At 66.4% G+C, this 20,085-nt stretch carries 17 protein-coding genes; 7 read left to right on the forward strand and 10 right to left on the reverse strand.

Annotated features, from left to right (window positions below):
• Positions 1–14: 14 nt before the first annotated feature.
• Positions 15–425 carry a DUF2203 domain-containing protein gene (locus tag NZ773_01965; protein ID MCS6800691.1) on the reverse strand — a complete coding sequence of 137 codons (411 nt, stop codon included), beginning with the start codon at positions 423–425 and terminating at the stop codon, positions 15–17.
• 68 nt (positions 426–493) lie between these two features.
• On the opposite strand from NZ773_01965, the gene NZ773_01970 reads away from it, so the two are divergent.
• Positions 494–1,501, forward strand: a complete 1,008-nt coding sequence (locus tag NZ773_01970; protein ID MCS6800692.1) for a YvcK family protein — start codon at positions 494–496, stop codon at positions 1,499–1,501.
• Positions 1,498–2,748, forward strand: a complete 1,251-nt coding sequence (locus NZ773_01975; protein ID MCS6800693.1) for a putative sugar nucleotidyl transferase — start codon at positions 1,498–1,500, stop codon at positions 2,746–2,748. Before NZ773_01970 ends, NZ773_01975 begins: the two co-directional genes overlap by 4 nt.
• 662 nt (positions 2,749–3,410) lie before the next feature.
• On the opposite strand, the gene nadD is transcribed toward NZ773_01975, so the two are convergent.
• Positions 3,411–4,019 carry a nicotinate-nucleotide adenylyltransferase gene (gene nadD, locus NZ773_01980; protein ID MCS6800694.1) on the reverse strand — a complete coding sequence of 203 codons (609 nt, stop codon included), beginning with the start codon at positions 4,017–4,019 and terminating at the stop codon, positions 3,411–3,413.
• Between the two features lie 92 nt (positions 4,020–4,111).
• Here nadD and NZ773_01985 point away from each other — a divergent pair, with 92 nt between their 5' ends.
• A complete protein-coding gene (locus NZ773_01985; GenBank protein ID MCS6800695.1) occupies positions 4,112–5,446 on the forward strand; it encodes an MFS transporter in 1,335 nt (444 codons plus the stop codon).
• Positions 5,447–5,505: 59 nt separating this feature from the next.
• On the opposite strand, the gene NZ773_01990 is transcribed toward NZ773_01985, so the two are convergent.
• A complete protein-coding gene (locus NZ773_01990) occupies positions 5,506–6,312 on the reverse strand; it encodes a hypothetical protein (protein ID MCS6800696.1) in 807 nt (268 codons plus the stop codon).
• Between the two features lie 69 nt (positions 6,313–6,381).
• Here NZ773_01990 and NZ773_01995 point away from each other — a divergent pair, with 69 nt between their 5' ends.
• Positions 6,382–7,089, forward strand: a complete 708-nt coding sequence (locus NZ773_01995) for an HAD family hydrolase (GenBank protein ID MCS6800697.1) — start codon at positions 6,382–6,384, stop codon at positions 7,087–7,089.
• Positions 7,090–7,191: 102 nt separating this feature from the next.
• Here NZ773_01995 and NZ773_02000 read toward each other — a convergent pair whose 3' ends face one another.
• Positions 7,192–7,719, reverse strand: coding sequence for a DinB family protein (locus NZ773_02000; protein ID MCS6800698.1), 528 nt, complete (start codon positions 7,717–7,719; stop codon positions 7,192–7,194).
• Between the two features lie 24 nt (positions 7,720–7,743).
• Positions 7,744–9,315, reverse strand: a complete 1,572-nt coding sequence (locus NZ773_02005; protein MCS6800699.1) for an ABC transporter substrate-binding protein — start codon at positions 9,313–9,315, stop codon at positions 7,744–7,746.
• A gap of 286 nt (positions 9,316–9,601) precedes the next feature.
• On the opposite strand from NZ773_02005, the gene NZ773_02010 reads away from it, so the two are divergent.
• Positions 9,602–10,408 carry a hypothetical protein gene (locus tag NZ773_02010; protein ID MCS6800700.1) on the forward strand — a complete coding sequence of 269 codons (807 nt, stop codon included), beginning with the start codon at positions 9,602–9,604 and terminating at the stop codon, positions 10,406–10,408.
• Positions 10,409–10,420: 12 nt separating this feature from the next.
• Here NZ773_02010 and NZ773_02015 read toward each other — a convergent pair whose 3' ends face one another.
• The 4 genes from NZ773_02015 to NZ773_02030 all read right to left on the reverse strand — a co-directional run bounded on the left by NZ773_02015 (position 10,421) and on the right by NZ773_02030 (position 13,996).
• A complete protein-coding gene (locus NZ773_02015; GenBank protein MCS6800701.1) occupies positions 10,421–11,113 on the reverse strand; it encodes an enoyl-CoA hydratase/isomerase family protein in 693 nt (230 codons plus the stop codon).
• A gap of 94 nt (positions 11,114–11,207) precedes the next feature.
• On the reverse strand, positions 11,208–11,555 hold the full coding sequence (locus NZ773_02020; protein ID MCS6800702.1) for a Rieske 2Fe-2S domain-containing protein: 348 nt from the start codon (positions 11,553–11,555) through the stop codon (positions 11,208–11,210).
• Between the two features lie 14 nt (positions 11,556–11,569).
• Complete coding sequence (locus NZ773_02025) at positions 11,570–12,853, reverse strand: MFS transporter (GenBank protein ID MCS6800703.1); 1,284 nt, start codon at positions 12,851–12,853, stop codon at positions 11,570–11,572.
• Between the two features lie 78 nt (positions 12,854–12,931).
• Positions 12,932–13,996: a class I SAM-dependent methyltransferase gene (locus NZ773_02030; protein ID MCS6800704.1), complete on the reverse strand. Its 1,065-nt coding sequence runs from the start codon at positions 13,994–13,996 to the stop codon at positions 12,932–12,934.
• Positions 13,997–14,262: 266 nt separating this feature from the next.
• Between NZ773_02030 and NZ773_02035 the strand changes: the two genes are divergently transcribed.
• Positions 14,263–15,930 (forward strand): hypothetical protein, encoded by a 1,668-nt coding sequence (locus NZ773_02035; protein MCS6800705.1) that lies wholly within the window; start codon positions 14,263–14,265, stop codon positions 15,928–15,930.
• Entirely contained in the window at positions 15,927–17,672 is a 1,746-nt protein-coding gene (locus NZ773_02040; protein ID MCS6800706.1) for a glycosyltransferase family 39 protein, read from the forward strand. The genes NZ773_02035 and NZ773_02040 overlap by 4 nt, the downstream gene beginning before the upstream one ends.
• Positions 17,673–18,340: 668 nt before the next feature.
• Here the strand turns inward: NZ773_02040 and NZ773_02045 are convergent.
• On the reverse strand, positions 18,341–20,062 hold the full coding sequence (locus tag NZ773_02045; protein ID MCS6800707.1) for an ATP-dependent DNA ligase: 1,722 nt from the start codon (positions 20,060–20,062) through the stop codon (positions 18,341–18,343).
• Between the last annotated feature and the right edge of the window lie 23 nt (positions 20,063–20,085).

The following is a 20,085-nucleotide window of genomic DNA, read 5'->3' on the forward strand; positions in this document are numbered from 1 at the left end:
CGCCACATTCCCGCTCACGTCTCTGTCCCGGGGATCGGCTGGCGGCCGGCATACCCCTCCTCGACGGTATGCCAGTATTGCACGGAAGGTTCGCCGAGCTTCCAGCACAGGTAGATACGCCGGTTGTGCCGCAGACTGGGAAAGTCGACTAAGCCCATCTCAATATCCTTCAGTTCCACCCCAAGCGCGTTGAGGCGAGCAATCCGGTCATTCGTCTCATTGATGAGCCGCTCGAGCTGTCCCCCCACATCGGCAATTTCGGCCGCGCGGTTATACCCGTTGGTGCGCGCCTTCTCTTGCAGGCGAAGGTGCTCACCCCCCACGCGATCAAGCTGGCGCTTGAGAGCGCGCAATTCTTCGAGCAGCGGCACCAACTGGGGGAGCAGCCGGTTCGCCTGCTCGACCGTAAAGTAGCGAGAAGGCATCTGCATCTCCCTTGGCAACGCTATTGTAGGGCTCCAGCAGCGGGCAGTGTCTGATATCCTTGCGCCCGATGGCCTCCTCGACCCTTCCGTTTCACGCCGTCTGCCTCGGCGGAGGCACCGGCGTTGCCCTCATCGCGCGCGCGCTGTTTGATGCAGGAATGCGCGTGACAACAGTGATTGCCACGACCGACAACGGCCGCAGCACCGGGCGCGTCCGCCGTTGGTTCAACATGCCGGCGCCCGGCGACCTCCGCAATGTCCTCGCCAGCTTCGCCTCGGAGCCCGCCCTCCGCGAGCTGTTCGACTACCGCCTCGACCTGCCGGAACTGGCCGAACTGCGCGGGGTCGCTTTCGGCAATCTTGTCCTCGCGGTGCTCACCAAAACGACCGGCTCGCTCGAAACGGCCGTTGCCGTCGCGGGACGGCTGGGCGGTGTGCCCATCCGCGTGATCCCGGTCACCACCGCCAACGCCGAGCTCTGCGCTGAACTGGAGGATGGCGCTCTCGTGCAGGGAGAAGTTGAAGTGCGCCGGCCGGGCAAGGCGCCCATCCGGCGCCTGTTCGTTATGCCGCCAGCGCCCGCAACGGAAGCGGCGCTCCAAGCGATACGCGAGGCCGATCTGATCACCATCGGACCAGGCAGCCTGTTCACCTCGGTCCTTGCCTGTCTAGCAGTCGACGGCATCGTTGAGGCGCTGGTCGCCAGTCGGGCCCGCCGCATGTACATCGCGAACACCACCACTCAGCCGGGACAAAGCGACGGCATGCCCTTGGTCGCCCAGATTGAGCGGGTCATCGCGGCCGCCCGCGGCGCGATTGACGCGGTGCTCGTGAACGAGGGGCGTCCCGCTGCCCCGCTCATCGCCCGGCACGCGGCGGCTGGTCGGCATCTCCTTTCGCTCTCGCCGGCGGAGCGCGAGGAGCTTGAGCGGCGGGGCGTGCGCGTCATCGCCGCCGATCTCGTTGAACACGACGCTCCGCCCCGAGCGCTTTGGCAGAAGGAAGACACGATCCGCCACGACGCTGCAAAAGTTGGGGCGATCTTCACCCGCCTCGCAGCGGAAGCGCGCGCATGATGTCGCCGAGCCGGCTGCGGGTTTTCGACGACAGCCAATCGATCTACCCCTTCACCCTCACCCGCCCTGCCATCGACCTGCGGCTGGGAGCGCTCCGCCTCTGGGAAAAGATCGCCGTCATCGCGCCTGGCCGGATCGGTCTTCTTGTCAGCGACGCCCTCGCGCCGGTCGTCGCAGAACGAGGCGACACCCCTCCCGTCAACGAGCCGCTCGCCGAAGGCCCAACCTGGTTTCTCAATGGCCGCACGCTCTACGCAGCGCGATTTTGGCGGAGCGTCGTCGAAAACCTTGTCGAGCTGCCAGCGCACGACGAATACGCCGTGCGCGACGGCGACCGCGTGATGGTCGCCCTGTTGGGGGAAGAGCGCGCTCGCCGCTTCGGCAGCCTGATCCGGGCAGGCCGCTCTCCGCTCGAGGCGATCGAGGGGATCCCCGTCGGCGAAGAAGAGGGGACGTGGGTCGAGCAGCCGTGGGATCTCGTCCAACTGAATGCGGCCGAAATCGCCGCCGATTGGGAGCGGCTGGGGGGACAGAAGCGAGCGGGCGTGATCTCCTCGGCTGCCTCGTTCTACCGCCCAGAGAACATCCGGATTGAGGCAGGGGCGAAGGTGGAAGCCGGCGCAGTGCTGGACGCGCGCGAGGGCCCGGTTCTCGTCGGCGAAGGGGCCGTTATCCATCCGCTCGCTTATGTCCAAGGGCCAGCGGCGATCGGGCCGTCAGCCGAAGTGATGCCCGGCGCCCGCGTGCGCGCGGGGACCAGCCTCGGGCCCGGCTGCCGCGTCGGCGGCGAGGTCGAACACTCGCTCTTTCACAGTTGGACCAACAAATACCACGACGGCTTCATCGGACACTCGGCCATCGGCGCTTGGTGCAATCTGGGGGCGCTGACGACAACGAGCGACCTGAAGAATACGTACGGCACCGTTCGGGTTGCGCTCCCTGACGGCGAACGCGACACGGGTGAACGCAAGATCGGCTGCTTCCTCGGCGACCACGTCCGGCTCGGGATCGGGTCGCTCCTAACCTCGGGAGCGGTGGTCGGGCCGGCGGTCAATCTTTTCGGCGGGGGGCTCTTGCCAAAGGCGGTTCCGCCGTTTTCATGGGGAGGAGCAACCGGGATGGAGGAGTATGAGGTTGAGCGCTTCCTCCAGACGGCAGAGATCGCCATGAGCCGACGCGGTGTCCGCCTTGGCCCGGCCGAGCGAGCGCTCTACCGGCGCATTGCCGCGCTGAGACGGCTCCAGTAACAGGCAGCCTCCCGCGGACAGCTGCTGCCCCGCCCGCCTGCCGCCAGAGCGCCAACGCAGCCCCAAGAAGCGGAGCGGCTGCATGAGGCGTGAGCGTCGCGGTGAGCGCCGATGCGACCGCTAAGTTTCTTGCGGGGAAGCGGGCGCGCGGCTTGCGGGGGTCGACGAGTATCCCGCCATCGTCTTGAGGCGGTACTCCTCGGATGGCCGCCTCTTCTTCACGGCCGGTCGACGCTGGCGAGCAGAGCGCCCTCTCCGCCCCCGCTTCGTCAGCGCCGACAGGGACGAGCGACCGGCGCAGGAATCCACAGCAACCTCGCAACGGCGATGCGGTCATCTTCGCCTGTCCGGAGATGGGGCGATAGAAGTGGAGGCCGGTTTAAAAGCGGCCCGGTTCACCGTCTGGCCTCGTTCGCCGACGCCTTTCCGAGCGCGGTGAGGTGCTCGGGCACCTCGAGGACCCTGCGCCGTCGGCGGAGGATGCGATCGCGCAGGCGAACCAGCAGGCGGAGCGCACCGCCGGCCGCAAGAGCATCCTGCGCTCGCCTCGAGCGTGAGAGCGTGCCAAAGCCCCCCGGCTGGCGCGCAGTGACCTCGCCGCTTCCGTAGCGCATTCCCGCGAGAGGCCCCGGGCACCGGCGCCCGGGTGCCGCCGCTGCTCCTCACGACTGGCCCCGACGGTAGAGGCGCCGCTGGGCGATGTATGCGACCACGGGGTCTGGAGTGAGATAGCGGATGGAATGTCCGGCCTGCACGCGCGCCCGGATCATCGTCGCGCTGATCCCGATCTGCGGCGAATCGAGGAAGCGGACGCGGAGAGGAGCATCGGGAATAGCCGGATGGAGAGCGGCAAGGTCGATCGGCGGAGCGCCCGGCCGCGCGAATGCCACGATCTCCCCGAGCTGCGCAATCCGGGCGGGCTCACGCCAGCTAGCGAACTGCGCGAGGGCATCTTGGCCGAGCAGTAGGATGAGCGCGGCGTCCGGATACTGCCGGCGCAGCGCCTCGAGGGTGTCGACAGTGTAGGTTGGCCCCGGGCGGTCGATATCGACGCGGGAGACAGCAAAGGCGGGATTGCCCGCGATCGCGCGCTCGACCATCGCCAGCCGGTCGGCAGCACTGGCGTGGGGCCGCTCTCCCCGGTGCCACGGCTGCCCCGCGGGGACGAACAGCACCCGGTCAAGCTGCGCAGCCTCGCGCGCGCTCTCCGCCACAATCAGGTGGCCAAGATGGACAGGATCAAATGTCCCGCCAAGCACCCCGAGCCGCATGAGAGTAGCGTACGGGAAAACCGGCACCGGCGGCCGGCGGCTCGCCGCGGACGCCTGCTACACTGGCCTCCGGCGAAAGAAGGGGCGCGGCGATGGTCCAACAAGAAGCGGCTGTCCAGCGGCGGGAGCAGGTCGGCTGGTATTTCTACGACTGGGCGAACTCCGCCTTTTCAACCACCGTCACGACCGTCTTTCTCGGCCCCTATCTGACCACGGTGACGCGAGCGGCCGCAGATAGCGGCGGCTTTGTCTACCCCTTCGGCATCCCTGTCTTCGCCGGCTCCTTCTTCGCCTACCTTACTTCGGCCTCAGTGCTTCTCCAAGTTCTTGTGCTGCCGATGCTGGGAGCAATCGCCGACTACTCGCGGCGCAAGAAGCTGATGCTGGGGGTCTTCGCCTACCTCGGGGCGCTCGCAACGGCCGGTCTCTACTTCGTCCAAGGAACGAACTACCTGCTCGGCGGAGCGCTCTTTCTCGTGGCCAACCTCGCTTTCGGCGCTTCCATTGTCTTCTACAATGCCTTCCTCCCCGAGATCGCCACCCCGGATGAGCGCGACCGCGTTTCCTCCCAAGGCTGGGCGTTCGGCTACCTCGGCGGCGGCACCCTGCTCGCGCTCAATCTCCTGCTGTTTTCCCAAGCCAGTGCCCTTGGGCTCAGCCAAGGCGACGCAGCGCGCATCAGTCTCGGGTCGGCGGGCATTTGGTGGGCGATCTTCTCCGTCATCCCCTTGCTCGCGCTCCGCCAGCGGCAGCCGATCAAGCACCTCCCGCCCGGGGAGAACCCGGTGAGCGTCGGCCTGAAGCAGCTGTGGCAGACCGCCTCCAAATTGCCGCGCTATCCGCAGACGGTCGTTTTTCTTATCGGCTATCTGCTCTACAACGACGGGATTCAGACGGTGATCGCCCTCTCTTCCCAGTTCGGCCAAGAAGAGCTCGGGATCCCGCTCTCCACTTTGACAACTGTTATCCTCGTGCTCCAGTTCATCGCCTTCTTCGGGGCGATGGGCATGGGCTGGATCGCAAGCCGTCTCGGCGCGAAGCGGACCGTGATGGGGTCGCTCGTTCTCTGGACGTTTGTCGTCGTCTATGCCTACGCGGTTCTCCGGACCACACTTGAGTTCTGGCTGATGGCCGTGCTGATCGGTCTCATCCTCGGGGGGAGCCAAGCGCTCAGCCGATCGATGTTCTCCCAGATGATCCCGCGCGGACAGGAGGCAGAGTACTACAGCATCTATGAAGTGAGCGAGCGCGGCACCAGCTGGATCGGCCCTCTCCTCTTCGGTCTGACCCTGCAGTTCACGGGGAGCTACCGCCAAGCGATCCTCTCGCTGATCATCTTCTTTGTGCTCGGTCTTCTCATCCTCTCGCGCGTCGATGTCCGGCGCGCTGCCCGCGAGGCGGGCAATCAGCCGCCGGCGATCGCCTGACCCGCCGGCGTGCTGCTCTGGCGCGGCGCCGTGCCCGTCGTCTGCCTAGCTGCGCTCGCTCAGTTCGGCGTCGCCGCCGCTCCTCGCGGCTGAGAGGATCCCGGCGGCTCGTTCCGCCCAAGGAGCCGAGCCAGCGCCGCCGGATCGTTCGTCAGCAGCGCGTCGACCTCGAGACGGCGATACCAGCCGAGCCGGCGCTGCGGCGCCAGATCGAGCGGGCAGACCCATTTTCCCAGCGCGTGCGCTCGCCGCACGTAGAACGGATTGATCACGAGCAGCGGCCAAAACGGCCCGAGAACGTCGACCGGCTGAGCGGGCCGCGGGTCGCGCAGGGTGATCAGCCCGGTGGGCGTCCGCTCGTCGACGGACCGCACGGTCAGGACGCGTTCCAAGGAGAACGAGATGACGATAACACTCGCCGCGGCGAGACGGTCGTCGAGCTGACGCGTGAGGAGGCGGGCCCACTCGGGGTCGGCGAACCGGGGGTCCTTCAATTCGAGAACGAGGATGACCGTGGGGGGAACAAGGGCGAGCAGCTCGGCAAGGGAGACGATACGCTCGTCCGGAAAGCGGTCGTCGAAGCGCGAGCGGATCGGCCGGCGCTGGATCTCGGCCAGCGTCAGCTGGTCAATTCGCCCGGCGGTTCCTGTCATCCGGTCGAGCGTGGCGTCGTGATGGCAGACGAGCTGACGGTCCGCCGTGAACCAGAGATCGGTTTCGATCAGTTCGACCCCGGCATCGAGAGCGAGCCGGAAGGCAGCAAGCGAGTTTTCTGGAGCGTGGTCAGAGGCGCCGCGGTGCGCCATCAGATACGGCTTCGGCCGCGCCGCAAGGAACGCCGGCAGCCGCCGGGCACGATCATCCACGCGCCGATTCTCGGCCCTCATCGCGCGGGAATCAACCCTGCTCGCGAGACGATCGGCGACAATAGCGAGGTGTCGATCCGCGCGATCTTTTTCGACCTAGACGATACGCTCTGCGATACCGTCGGCAGCCAGCCGGCCCGCGCCCGCTTCGCGCTCGCCCGCCTTGCCAGCGCCGACCCGCGGTTCGACCTTGATGCGCTCGTCGCCGACGCCGTCGCCGCAATGGACGGGCAGCACTCGCGCCGCGGCATCGACCACGTGCTCGCTCGGCTCGGACTTGCCGGCACCGCGCTCGCCGCCGAAATCGTCGAGACCTTTCGCTCCTGCTACGCGCCGATCGTTCCCACCCCTGGCGCGCGCGACACCGTTCGCCGGCTGGCGCGACGATACCGTCTCGGCATCATCTCAAACGATGAGGAGCGCTTCCAGCGAGGCAAGCTGCGGCATCTTGGTCTCGACTGCTTCATGGAGATCGTCATGTGCAGCGACCAAGCCGGCGCTCGGAAACCTGACCCGCGGATCTTTACCGCTGCGCTCGCTGCCGCTGACCTCTCTCCGCTCGAGGCGGTGTATGTCGGAGACCATCCTCTCCTCGATATCGCCGCTGCGCGGGGCGTGGGGCTCTGGACGGTCTGGTTCAACCCCCAGGGGGCGCCATTTCCCGACGACCTGCCGCCCCCGCACGCCGAGGTGCGGGCGCTGACCGACCTCCCCGCAGCGCTTGCTGCGCTCTCCGCAGAGAGCGAGGGAAGCGATGCGCCCGACGCCGAGGCGTGAAGCGAACGGCCGCCCGCGACAGTCAGGCCGGCGCGCCAGCAGCGAGCGCAGCCGACGGGGCGCACGCGCTCATTCTTCAGCTTCCTCGCGCTCGCGGCCGGCTCAAAACCGCTGCCACCCTCTCCCTTCGAGAAGGCCGCGCACATACGCTGCTTGACCGACGTGCTGAGTGCAGTCGTTGATCGTGCTGACGATGCGCACGCCGACCGTCGGCATGGGGTTCCACCGCGGCTCGTTCAGCACCCGGTCGAGCGCTTCATCGGTGCAGGATTCGAGATAGGCGCGAGTGCGTGCCCACACCGCCCGGTAGTAGGCGAGCAAAGTGTCGCCATCGACCGGGTTGAATGCAGCAACCTGTTCCGGCGTATCGCCGAACCCAAGGTCGCGCGGAGCGGGCGGGCGCCCGAAGCGCTCTGCCCAGCCCTCCGCGATCCACGCTTGCTCTTGGCCGGCAAGGTGAGAGATCTGGGCGTCCTGCACCCGCGTCAGGTGCCAGACCAGCCAGCCGATGGGATTTGCGTCCGGACGGGGCTGCCAGCGCAGCTGCTCAACCGTCAGGCCGGCGACAATCCGCGTCAGATCTTCCTCAATGCGGCTGAAGGCATCGATGGCAAGGTCGGTCGCGCGCACGTTCCTCCTGCGCTCGTCCGAGGATTATTTGACGAGATACACCTCGTCGAATCGGAACGAGAGCGGCATCGGCACCTGCCAGCCACGCACTTTCGGGCTGTGGCTCAGCAGCGAGTCGGCAGTATAGAGAAAGATCATCGGCACATCGTCGCGCATGATCCGATTTGCTTCGAGAAAGAGCTGGCGACGCTTGGCATCGTCGCGCTCAGCATAGGCGGCGTCCATCAAGCGGTCCCACTCGGGATTGCAGTAGAAATACTGCTGAGGCGAAGGCCGGCCGCAGCCGATGAAGACGCGAGTGCCCGAGTTGAATCCGTTCGTATCGCCGTTGCCGCCCGGGCTCATCTCGCTGATCGTCTGCCCAGCGCGGGCATACACCTTATCGACAAACACCCCCTGCTCAAAGGGATTGGCGTTCACCTCGACGCCGATCTCGCGGAGATAGCCTTGAATGGCTTGGATCAAAGTGGGGCTGCTCATCGACACCGAATAGTCCATCTCGACCTTAAAACCGTTCGGGTAGCCCGCTTCGGCGAGCAGCTGCTTCGCTTTCGCAACGTCGTACGGCCAGATCGGGACGCTCGGGTCGTAATACTGGCTTCCTGGCAGTGAGAACTGGCTGTCGGGCCGGCCATAGCTCCCAAAGAGCACGCGGGTCAGCGTAACCCGGTCGACGGCGTAGTTGAGCGCCTGCCGAACGCGCTTATCCTTCAGGGGGGAGTTCTTCGCTTCGTAGACACTCTGCGCGAACCGGATCGCGCTGATCCCAGTCGGCTTGTTGATGATGGTGAAGCCCTCGCGCCTCAAGATCTCTGCTGCGTCGGCTTGGTAGGTCGGGCCCGCAACAATGTGCGCCTCGCCGGTCCGCAGACCGTTGACCTGCTGGCTGCCATCGACTACGGCGCGGATGAGAATCTCGTCGGGGATCGGCTTGCGGAAGGCGTGAGGGGTCGAACGCTTCCGGTAGTGAATGCGGTCGGCAACACGGAAATCGACGAGTTCATAGGGGCCAGAGCCGACCGGCTTCTGAACGAACGCCTCAAATCCGACCCGCTCCATGTACTCTTTCGGCACAATCCAGAGATAGGTCGTGCCGGACGGCAGGGTGACGTCGATCTGGCGCGTGACGAGATCGACCGTCGTGGGGCTGGTCGCGCGGGCTTCCGTGACGGTGGAAATAAAGGTCAGCTGGGGCCAGCGCTTGGTCAAGACTTGCTGGATGGTGTAGGCCACATCCTCGGCGGTGAGCTTATCGCCGTTCGAGAACGTCATGTCGTTGCGGATGGTGAATGTCCACGTCAAACCGTCGGGCGAGGACTCCCACTTCGTCGCCACCCACGGCAGCACCTTGGCGTCTTCGCCGAAGACGGTGAGGCTGTCGTAGAGCGGGAAATACTGGTAGGCGTTGGAGTTCGACGCCTGAGGCGTCGGGTTGCCGATCAAGGAACCCGCAATCACCCGCAGCGACTGGTTCTCTTCGCGGACTTCCACCGGCGCGGTCGTGCCGCCCGTGGCAGGTGAAACCGGCGCCGCCGGGGCGCACGCAGTGAGAAGGAGCAGGGGAAGAGCGAGAAGACGACCACAAGAACCGCGCATCAGCCTCCCTCCCGAGGATGTCGGCGCATCCCTAAAACGCAGTATCCCCGCCGGCGATGGCCAATCGTGCCGGTGATAGCGGCAGAATGGCGGCACATCACTTGGAAACGCATTGTGCCGCGCACCATGCCGGTATGCAACATTTCTTCTGCCGCGGGAGGAGGCGGCGCCCCGGCTCCTGCCGTGCGACCAGAAGAGCGCTTGCTCGTTATACTGCTTGAGCGGAGACGCTCTTGCGGCCGGCGACGACTCGCCGGTCAACTGTTCTGCCATGAGGTGTTCGCTGATGCGATGGCCAATCCTCTTCAGCATGCTGGCGGCGCTCCTCTTCCCCGCGGCGCCGCCGAGCGCGGCGGCGCAGAGTGAAGCCGTCTGGGTGCGCGGGTTTCCTCAGCGGCTGACGCCGCAGTGCGAGTGGTATGTCGCGCTCTGGTCCGACGGCAGCTACTCGGCAACGCCCTTCCGCTGTGAGCCGGGGATCGTGATCGTCGAGCGCGTCGTTCGCGATGGGATTACGGTTGAACTCAGCCGAAGCAGCCGGAGCTACCCGCAGCTGACCGTCAACGGGTGCGTGGAGTATGTCACGCTGTGGAGCGACGGGAGCGCGAGCTGGGTTCCCGTCAGCTGCCCGCCGGGGGTCACCTACTTCAAGTCGCAGGCAGGGCTGCTCGACCCCGCCATTGAGCGCGTTGAACTGGCGCTTGAGCCGGCGCAGCCGCTCGAGCCGGGACAACGCTACCGCAGCAGCAGCATCGCCTTTGCGCCGCAGTGCGGCTTCACGCTCGTTCGCCTCGCGGTCGTCGACGCCGGCGGCCAGCCGATCAACGGCGAACGCATTCAGATCGATTGGGACGGGCGCCTGCCCGACCAGCCGATGATCATCACCAACCCGACGGGAGCTGCCGGCTACGAGCCGGGATGGACCGATGCCAGCCTGAGCGGGCGCGGGATGGTCATCGGCCGATGGCGCGCCTGGATGATCGACGGCAGCGGCGTCCGGGTCTCCGATATCGTCACTTTCGAGACGAATAACGACTGCGAGTCGCCGCAAGCGAAGCAGATCGTGACGATCACCTTCCGCCGCATCAGTTGAGCGGCCGCGGGGCTACTCGACTCTGCCCGCGCCGCGGTCAATAAGCGCGAGCGTTTTCGAGACAACGTGCGGCAGATAGCTCGCAATTTGTGCCGCAAGCCGGTCGCCAGTCGCCGCCAGCTCCTCATCGGGAACGACAAGGCTGACCAGCCCCAGTTCGTATGCCTCGCGCCCAGAGATCGGCTCGGCGAGGAGGACATACCGTTTTGCGCGGACAGGCCCTAGGACTCGCCCGAGGCGCATCGCCCAGCTGTCGTCGTTGAAGCCGGTCATCCGCATCTCAGGCTCGACGAGCTTGGCGCCTTCGGCGGCAATGATGAGGTCGGCCGCGGTCGCAAGCTGGACGCCGGCGGCGATGCAGTGCCCATGGATGAGCGACAGGACCGGCTTCGGAAAGGCGTCGACCCGTTTTGCTGTCGGATAGATCCCGGCAGGTCCGACGAAGAGATCCATCCGACGCCCCGCTTCGGCAAGGCGCGCCAGTTCGGCACGGTCAAGGCCGGAACAGAACCCTTTCGGTCCCGCACCGCGCAGGACGACGACGCGGACAGCGTCATCGTGCTCTGCCTCGTCGAGCGCCGCATGGATCCCCTGCAGCATGCGCTCGGTCAAGGCATTGACGCGCTCCGGGCGGTTGAGCGTGATGATCATCGTTTCGCCGCCAGCTTCGACTGCTCTCCGCTCTACCAAAAGGTCGTCTGCCATCATTCCTCCCTTCCGCAGCAAAGCGCGCGTCCGCAGCCGACCATGCCCAATACCCCCGCGCGTTTTCCGCAGAACGCCCCGGGCGATGAGGGTGCTAGTCGGGAAGCTCAATCAGGAGGTCGTCGCCGCTTACGGTCACGGGGAAGACGGGAACGCCTTTCCGGGTCGGCCCGCCGGTCGCTTTGCCGGTTCGGAGATCAAAGGTCGCCCAATGCACAGGGCAGCGCACCTCACAGCCGCGGATAATCTGCGGCTCGATCATCTCGGGCCAGTGGGTGCAGAGGGCGGAAATGGCGTAAAACTGTCCCCCCACCTTGGCGACGATCAGCAGCCGGCCGCCCAGATAGACACGGCGCGCCTCTCCCTCGGCGAGCTGGGCGCCGCCGGCGAACGTCACTTTGCGGCGCGTAGGGGGGCGGGGTTTGAGCAGGCCAAAGGGCATGGCATCCTTCCCGGTCAGCGGCGGAGCTCCGCCGGCCGTGGCGTTCGTTCGGTCGATGATAGCGCCCCGCGCTCGTGGCGGCGCAAGTCCGGATGGATCGCGCTGACCGCAAGGAGAAAGAGCAGGACGACCATCCCGCTGCCGGCGACGGTCTGGCGCATTCCGATCACGTCCATCAGCCAGCCGTAAGGCAGGACAGCGATCGGCCCGACCGCCGAGAAGAGACTGGAGACAGAGAGGACGCGGCCGAAGTAGTCGGGAGCGGTATGTTCCGCAATCAGGGTTTGGTTGAGCGACATATAGGCATTGGCAGCCCCGCCGGTGATGAAGAGCAGCGCAAACGAGACCCAAAACCAGGGTGACAGCCCAAAAAGGAGCAGGGCGACCCCAAACAGCAGCCCCGCGCCCAGTTGGATGCGGCTCTTATTGGCAGAGGTCGCGACAGTGGCCACGACGAGAGAGCCGACGAGGGCGCCGACGCCGGTGGCCCCCATCAGCAATCCGAGCCCCTCCGAACCGGTTTCCAACGCTCCTGCCGCGAACGCCGGCAACACTTGCTGATACGGCTGCGCCGCCACCCACGGCACATAGCCCATGACGAGCAGAAGCGGGAGCCGGCTCGAGCGCGCGACATACCGGAATCCCGAGAGGAGGTCTCCCACGATCGAACTGCGGAAGCGGCTTGTCGGCCAGTGTGCCGGGAGATGGCTGTACATCAGGAGCACGACGAGATACAGGGCAGCGCTCAGGTAGAGCGACCCCGCCACCCCGAGCGCGGGAATGGCGATGATCACGCCGGCAAGCGGAGCGCCCGCGATGCTGGCAAGGCTTGAGGCAGCATTGACGAGGGCGACCGCATTGGCGAGCCGCTCTTTCGGGACCACTTCCGGGACGATCGCCTGCCGCGTCGGCACGTTGAAGCCGAAGGCGACGCCCTGCACAACGCCGATAAGGACAAGATGCCAGAACTGGATCGCTCCGCCGTGGACGAGCAGCGCAGTCAGCAGGGCACTCAGCCCGAGGGTGGACTGCGTGGCAAGGAGGACGTTCCGCTTCGGAACGCGGTCTGCGACGACACCAGCGACGAGGCCGAGGCCGAGCATGGGGATCCCCCACGCCACGAGCACCAGCCCGATCGCCGCACTCGACCCGGTCAGCTGGTAGGCGAGATAGCCCCGCGTTAGGTTCTGCATCGTCAGCGAGAGGAAGGAGCAGACGAGGCCGACGAGCAGCCAGCGGAACCGGAGGTCGCGGAGCGCCGCGAAGGTGCGCCACCGGCCGGGCGAACTAGCGCTCATCGCGGCAGCAGGCCCGAACAAGAAGATGCCATGTGGACAGTATACAGTGGCAGCGCGCGGCGGTGCGCGAGCAGGCGGCTACTTGCGCGCCTTATTGATGCGCGGGCCGAGGGCCCCTGGGGCGTCGTTGCCCGTTCGGGGGTCCCAGACAAACGAGAACCCAGCTTCCCGCAGCAGCCGCGGATAGTCCCGCCGGCTCGCCTGCCGCCAGAACGGCTCGACGTTGTGCTCCGTGTTCCAATCGCTCAGATACGCCGCGAATGGGTCGAGGCGGTCGTAGGTGGGGGTGTCATCCATCACAAACCAGCCGCCCGGTTTGAGCAGCCGATACGCTTCGCGAATGACATTGACCGCCGCCTCGTCGGGGAGTTCGTGGAACAGGATCGTCGAGTAGACGACATCGAAGAAGGCGTCGGGGAAGGTGGTCTGCTCGGCGTTCTGCTGGGAAAAATGGATCGCCAGCCCTTTCTTCGCGGCAAGCTTGTGCGCAAACTTCAGCAGCGGCGCCGACAGGTCGATCCCATGCACCTCCGCCGCCGGCCAGCGCTCCTTCAGCGCGAACGTGCTCTTGAAGCCGCAGCCGAGATCGAGGATCCGCTCGTACTCGCCCTCGGGGATGGCGAGCGCAGCGTTCGCCTGAAACTCGTAGTTGACGTTGCGTCCACCCGAGAAGATGTCGTTGCTGATGACAGTGACAAAGGGAACCAACGCGTCCTTCCACATCCCGCCCGGCTGGACATGGAAATCGGCAGCGAAGTACCACGGCATTTCGAGCGAGGGGTCGAGGCGAAGCGTGCCCGGCGCGTCAGGCGTGGGCGAGTCGAGAAACGCCGCAAGCTCCGCCTGCCTTTCGACTAGGTTCTCGCGGATGCGGTTGTACATGTATTCCTGGGTAAATCTCCAGAGAGCGCGGTCAAACTTCCAGACGACTGACCCCGCGATCACCTCGCCTGCTTCCTCGAGCGTCGCCGGCCTCCGGCCCCGCTCTGCTGCCCAGAGCGCTTCGCGCGCGGCATACTCCTCCAAGACCAGCGCTCCCCGGTGACTGCTTTCGGTTCGCTTGATCTCTTGGATGAAATCGAGCACAGCGCGCTCGTTCTGGGGCATCTCGACCGCTGGGCCGACCCAATTCGGTGTGCGCATTGCGTCTCCTCCTCCCCGCAGTGCGGCAATACTCGCACGCCCGCGAGAATACCTCATGCAGTCTGCGCAGGGGAGCGGTCATCCTCCTCATGCCCTCCGCTCCGCCTCCGTGCCTCGCCGCCCCTCTCCTCTCGCTGCGGGCAGCCGTTTCGGTCAGCGCCCCGCGCGCTCTGGAGAACATGGTTCCCCGTTCTCTCGGCTGCTATACTGCCTCGAAGCTGCAGGTAATGCACCCGCCAACCCTCACGCCTCTGTAGGAACAACGCGTGCGCATTTCGCGCCGAGCGCTTTTCCGTCTCAGCTGCCTTGGGCTGACCGCTGCTGCCGTCGTCGGCATCATGCTGGCGCCAAGCCCGTGGACGGCTGCTCCTGTCACTTCTGCCCCCTTGCGGACTATTCCGGGCACCGATGTCAACCCTTTGGGTGCGACATTCTTCCTCGAGCGCGAGGTCGAGGCGTGGAAACGCGAACTGACGGTGAAGATGGCGCGGGAAGCGGGGCTGGGCTGGGCCAAGGTGATGTTCCCGTGGCAGGAGATCGAACCGCGCAAAGGACGCTACTACGACGACCGGTACCGCAAAAGTTCGTGGGAGAAGTACGACGAGATCCTCGCGCTGCTCGAGCGGTACAACCTTCGGCTGATCGCCCGCCTTGATAAGCCGCCGGAGTGGGCGCTGATGCCGCCCGGCCAAGTCGGCGATCGCGGCACGCCCCTTGTCTCCATCGCCGACTACGCCAACTTTGTCGGTGAGGTCGCCAGACGGTATCGCGGGCGCGTGCAGCATTACCAAATCTGGAACGAGCCGAATCTCGCCGCGGAGTGGGGCGGGCTCCGTCCTAACGCGGCGGCCTACACCGAGCTGCTGAAGGCCGCCGCCGCCGCAATCCGCGCTGCCGACCCCGATGCCCTAATCCTGACCGCGCCCCTCGCCCAAACGACCGAACGCTCCGAGCGCGCAATCCCCGACCTCGACTTCCTTGATGAGATGTATCGCGCCGGCGCGGCGGCGGCGTTCGATATCCTCTCCGCGAACGCTTACGGCTTCGACCGTCCGCCCACCGACCCGGCGCGTCCCGAGGCGCTCAACTTCCAACGGGTGACCCTGCTGCGCGAGAAGATGGTCGAGCGGGGCGACGCCAAAAAGCCGGTCTGGCTGAGCGAGGTCGCGTGGAACGCTGCCCCCGACACCTTCCCCCGCGAGCGTCTGCATTGGGGACGGGTCCCCGAGGAGAAGCAGGCGGAATACATCGTTGAAGCCATCCGTCTCGCCCGCCGCTGGGACTGGGCCGGCGTCGTCAATCTGTGGTACTTTCGCCAAGTCGGCGACATCTCCCCAGCGGAGCGGGCGGACTACTACTTCCGGGTGGTGGATGTCGACTTCACACCGCGGTTGGTCTATCACGGACTGAAGCAGCTCGCTGCCGGACTGCTGACCGCTCCTCCGGGCCGGCATCAAGAGACCAGCAGCGGCGTCGATGTCCGCGGAAGCTGGCAGTATCGGCGCGCCCTCGACGCCGACATGGGCGGCTACATCGTCTCAACTCGCCCGGGGAGCTCTCTCACCTTCTCGTTCTACGGCGGCGAGGTGTCCCTGATTGTCCGCCGGAGCCCGCAGGGCGGACTGGCCGAAGTGAAGCTGAACGGCGCCGACCCGCCGGGCTGGTCATCTCCGGGCCGACGTGCCGTTCTGGACTTCAGTTCCTCGGCCCTAGAGTACGAGACGGTGCCGATCGCGTCGGGACTTGGCCCAGGACCGCATACGCTCCAGCTGCGGGTGATCGGGACGGGCGAGTCAGCGGGAGAGGTTGCGCTTGACGCGATCGAAGTCGGACAAGCGCACGTCAGCACGTGGCCGTTCTTCGTTCAAATCGCGCTCGCCCTTCTCGGTCTGGCGGGGCTTGTCAGCTCATTTCTCCAGCGGTCGCGGCAGTGACGGTCACCCCTCCCCCAGCCCTCCCCGCCGACGCGCCTTCCGACCCCGATCCTCGGAGCAGCCGTTCCGCCTCTGACCTGCAAGAGCATCCTCGCTCTTCTCCTCTTCGGCGAGGCGCGCTTCTTCTCGGCGAAATCGCGCTCGTCGCCGGCGCTCTCACCGCCTTTCTTCTTCTCGCAACCCATCAGCTGCACCTGCCGGGGCTGTACTACGACGAAGCGGCAGACGCGGTCCCCGCGATGCAGATCGTGCTTGGGCAGCCCGTCGACCTCTCACGCGGCGCGGGCATCGAACTGTTCGGACGCGTCTGGCCGCTCATGGTGATGGAATATGTGGGGGCCGTTTCGACATACGCCATCGTGCCGATGATCCTCTGGCTCGGCGTAACGCCGGAGGCGGTGCGTGCCGCTCCTATCGCCGGCGGCGCCGTTACCTTGCTGCTCTCTTGGGGGTTGCTGCGCGCCGCTTTCGGGCGGACCGTTGCTGTCATCGCCGTCTGGCTGGTGGCGCTCCATCCCTCATTCGTCTTTTGGACCCGTCAAGGGGTCCATGTCTCGTCGTTGATGACCGTCTGCTCGGTGGCAGCCACGTGGCTCGGTCTTGGCTGGTGGCGCGGCGGCGGCAGCTGGCGCCTTATCCCGGCGGCGTTTCTTCTCGGGCTGGGGGTCTCTATCAAGCTGCTGTTCGTGTGGTACGTGGTGGCGCTCGCTCTTGTCGCGTTCGTGCTCCGTCCGCCTCTGCTCAGCCGCCAGCCGCTGCTCCGCTGGCGCGATCTTCCCGCGGCGACGCTCGCCATTCCCGCCTTCCTCATCGGCGCCGGCTTCATCATCCTCTACAACATCCAGACGCAGGGCACTATCGAGGTGCTCGTGCAGAACGCCGTCACCACCAGCTACGGCGTCGACAATCGCGCTTTTCTTCAAAACCTTCTCACCCGCCTCGATGCCTTCCTTGTCTACCTCCGAAGCGAGCATTTTTGGTATTTCGGCCAGCAGTTCCTCAACCCCGCCTATCCGACGCTCTTCGTGGCAGCGCTCGGCGCGCTCCTCGGGGCGATGCTTGTCGATCCCGCAGCAAGACGGCGCTGGCGGCAGGCGGCCTTCTTGCTCCTTATGATCGGCGCCATCCTCGTTCAGAGCACGGTGACCGTCTCAGGTCTCGGCCCGACCCATTTTTATCTCCTCTATCCCTTGCCCCAGGCGGTTCTCGCTCTCGCTGCCGTTTGGACCGTCCGCGCCGGAGCGCGATGGGGGCGGCCAGCCGCAGTCGGCGCCGCCGTCCTCACGACCGGCGCGCTCGCTGTCCTGATCGCCTTCGATCTCGCCGCCGACCGCGACTACCACTCCATCCTTGCGCGCACCGGGGGCGTCGCTACCCATTCGGATTCGATCTATGACCTGACCGAGTACCTCCTGGAATGGAAAGGACACAAGCCAGTGGCGATGGATTGGGGCATCGCCAAGTCGGTGCAGTATCTCAGCAAGGGGGAGGTCAACCCCCCGGAACTGTTCGGCTACACGGGCGCGAGCCCGCCTCCGAACTGGGAAGAGTGGCTGCTTCCCCACCTAGAAGACCCGTGGACGCTCTACATCTTCCACGACGAGCGCTTCACAGTCTTCCCGCGCTGGCAGCAGTTCGCTGCTTTTGCCGAGGCGCACAACCGCAAGATCCGGCCTGAGCTGTACATCCAGCAGCACGACCAGCGGATCATTTTCGTCCTGTTCACGCTCCGGCCGCGCTGAGCGCCCGCGCAAAACGGGATCTCGCAGTCGGGAGGGAGCCCTACCGCACCGGACTAGGCGGCACGGGGGGGTTGACCGGCAGGCGCAGGCGTCGGCGGGGCGGATGCGGTCGAGGACACCGGGCGCGCCCGGCTCAAAGGCGTAGGGGCGACCATCGTCCAAACGAGGTCGCCTCTGCGCGCTTCCGCGGCTCAGAACTCATACCGCCCCACCATCCGGTCGCCCTGCTCATCGAGGATCCTGGGCCCGTAACGCCGAAGCAGGACGATGCACCCTCGCGGATCGCGGCGCTGAGCCGGCGCGCTCAACAGCAGTGCCCGCCCCCTCTGCCGCTAGTCCCGCGATCACGACGGCATCGGAGGCCGTGTCGGCGTACCGCTCCGGCGCCATGCCGGTTTGCTGGCAGATCGTCTCGGCGAGGTCGAGGTTTTCTCGGACAAATGATCGTCGCCATTGCACGTCCCGGACGGCGCCTGCCCTGCGGCTCGCGGGCCAGGTGTCCCCTCCCCCTCGCCGTCCGGCAAGGGTGGAGGCGGGAGCTGCCAGACTGTAAATCAGCGCGGCCGCAGCGAGAAGCGTCAAACGAGCGGCCACGCGCCCTTCGGTTGCCGACGTTCCGCGGAGTAGCCGGAGGCAGCGGGCAAAGAGCAAGCGGATGCCGCGGAGGGCTACCGAACTGCGCTCAACGCCTGAAACAAGCGCAGAGCCTCTTCGGTCGTCGTCGCGTCCGTTGGCCCTTTGTCTTCGCGGTAGCGGACGAAGCGGGGAAAACGCAGGGCAAGGCCGCGCCCATCGCCGAGTGCCTCGGCAGCGGCGGTGTGCATCGGCGAGCGGGTAAACTCCTGCGCCTCGACCTCCACTACGACCGCCGGCCGGATCCAGACATCGGGCTGGAGTGTGGCCGCGACATTGGCCGGCTGCGCCGGCTCCCGAAGCGGGTCGAGCAGGCGAGGCAGCCGCTCCCGCAGGTCGGTGTCGGTCAAGCCCGCGCCGAGACGGGTGATTGTCTCAAAGCGGTCCGCGGCAGCGTTGTAGGTAGCGAGAAGGAGACTGCCGTACGTTCCGGCGCGCCGGCCCCGCCCCCACCACGCCCCAACGACAACGAGGTCGAGGGTGTCGGTCAGCGAGCCGCCTGCCGGCCCCTTGTACTTAATCCATGCCGGTCCGCGCTCGCCGGGGAGATAGCGCCCGTCCAGCGCCTTGCAGACAAGTCCTTCCGTCCCCGCGCGGATCGCCTCCTGAAAGAGCGCGTCGAGGGCGGAGGCATCGGCAATTCGCACCGCCGTCGACAGCGCAAGCCGCGGTCCCGGTCGGATGAAGGACTCCAGGCGCGCCCGGCGCTCGCGGTACGGAAGATCGATCAGGTCCTCCCCGCCGAGATGAAGGAGATCGAAAACGAACGCCTTCAGGGGATACTGGGCGATGAGGTGTTCTGTCAGGCGCTTGACGCGGCGATTGAGCACCTGCTGAAACGGACGGAGCGCCCCCGTCGCCGGGTCGACCACCACGGCCTCGGCTTCGAGGATGAACGGTGTCTGCCCGAGAGGGCGAAGCGCGTCGAGGACGTCAGGGATCTGATGAGTGATGTTCTCTACGCGACGGGAGTAGGCAGTGTACTCCGCGCCATCGAAGTGCACCTGAACGCGCTCGCCGTCATATTTGTACTCGGCAGCGTGTGGGCCCAACTGCCGGATGATCGCTTCTGCACTCGGCAGGCGGTCGGCGAGCATCATCCGCACTGGCTTTCCGACCGCAAGACGGAGAGAGCGCAGGGCCTCTTCGCCGGCGAGCGCGCGCGCTGTCGTCTCGGCAAGGTCAGAGGTAAGGGCATACGCGCGCTCGATGAGCGGCGTGAGCGCGCTCCCGCCGAGATAGGCGGTGGCGATCGCATCGAGAATGGTCGCCTCACCGGCGCCGAGGCGAAGCTTGCCCGTGACAATGCGCAGGATCGCGCGCGCCTCGTCCGGACCGGCGCGACGGAGGAGAGCGGCGAGCGTGCTCCGCTTCCGCTGCTGCGAGCCGGTTCCGGAATCCTGCGCGATCGCGAGCAGCTGGTCATACACGTCGCGTAGGCGGAGCAGCGGCGGGGAGGGAGGAAGCAGGGAAGCCGCTACGGTGCCGAGGTCGCCGATGGATGCAAGGCGAGCGCGTATCTCCTCGTCGGGCAGCCCGGCCGCCGCCGCGAGGGCTTTCGCCGCCTCGGTTTCCGCCATTCCGAGCTCGATGCCGGTGAAGGGCGGCGCGACCGCGCCCGTCAAAAGAAGCGCCGCTTTGGGCGCTTCGTCGGGCGGCAGATCGCGGAACGCCTGCGCGAGCAGGGAGACGGTCTCTCGGCGGCTCGACGTCGCCTCGATCTCCCGGAGGAGGGACGCGAACTGCTGAAAGTTCATCGGCGCCTGTTCTCGCCTTGCGG

It is taken from the genome of Dehalococcoidia bacterium, from assembly GCA_025054935.1.
In the GTDB taxonomy this organism is placed as follows: Bacteria; Chloroflexota; Dehalococcoidia; order SpSt-223; family SpSt-223; genus JANWZD01.

What these genes read in the sequence shown, in the direction of transcription:
- NZ773_01965 (MCS6800691.1), bottom strand. Translation starts at nt 425, where the DNA reads ATGCCTTCTCGCTACTTTACGGTCGAGCAGGCGAACCGGCTGCTCCCC.
- NZ773_01970 (MCS6800692.1), top strand. Translation starts at nt 494, where the DNA reads ATGGCCTCCTCGACCCTTCCGTTTCACGCCGTCTGCCTCGGCGGAGGC.
- NZ773_01975 (MCS6800693.1), top strand. Translation starts at nt 1,498, where the DNA reads ATGATGTCGCCGAGCCGGCTGCGGGTTTTCGACGACAGCCAATCGATC.
- nadD (MCS6800694.1), bottom strand. Translation starts at nt 4,019, where the DNA reads ATGCGGCTCGGGGTGCTTGGCGGGACATTTGATCCTGTCCATCTTGGC.
- NZ773_01985 (MCS6800695.1), top strand. Translation starts at nt 4,112, where the DNA reads ATGGTCCAACAAGAAGCGGCTGTCCAGCGGCGGGAGCAGGTCGGCTGG.
- NZ773_02005 (MCS6800699.1), bottom strand. Translation starts at nt 9,315, where the DNA reads ATGCGCGGTTCTTGTGGTCGTCTTCTCGCTCTTCCCCTGCTCCTTCTC.
- NZ773_02010 (MCS6800700.1), top strand. Translation starts at nt 9,602, where the DNA reads ATGCGATGGCCAATCCTCTTCAGCATGCTGGCGGCGCTCCTCTTCCCC.
- NZ773_02015 (MCS6800701.1), bottom strand. Translation starts at nt 11,113, where the DNA reads ATGGCAGACGACCTTTTGGTAGAGCGGAGAGCAGTCGAAGCTGGCGGC.
- NZ773_02020 (MCS6800702.1), bottom strand. Translation starts at nt 11,555, where the DNA reads ATGCCCTTTGGCCTGCTCAAACCCCGCCCCCCTACGCGCCGCAAAGTG.
- NZ773_02025 (MCS6800703.1), bottom strand. Translation starts at nt 12,853, where the DNA reads ATGAGCGCTAGTTCGCCCGGCCGGTGGCGCACCTTCGCGGCGCTCCGC.
- NZ773_02030 (MCS6800704.1), bottom strand. Translation starts at nt 13,996, where the DNA reads ATGCGCACACCGAATTGGGTCGGCCCAGCGGTCGAGATGCCCCAGAAC.
- NZ773_02045 (MCS6800707.1), bottom strand. Translation starts at nt 20,062, where the DNA reads ATGAACTTTCAGCAGTTCGCGTCCCTCCTCCGGGAGATCGAGGCGACG.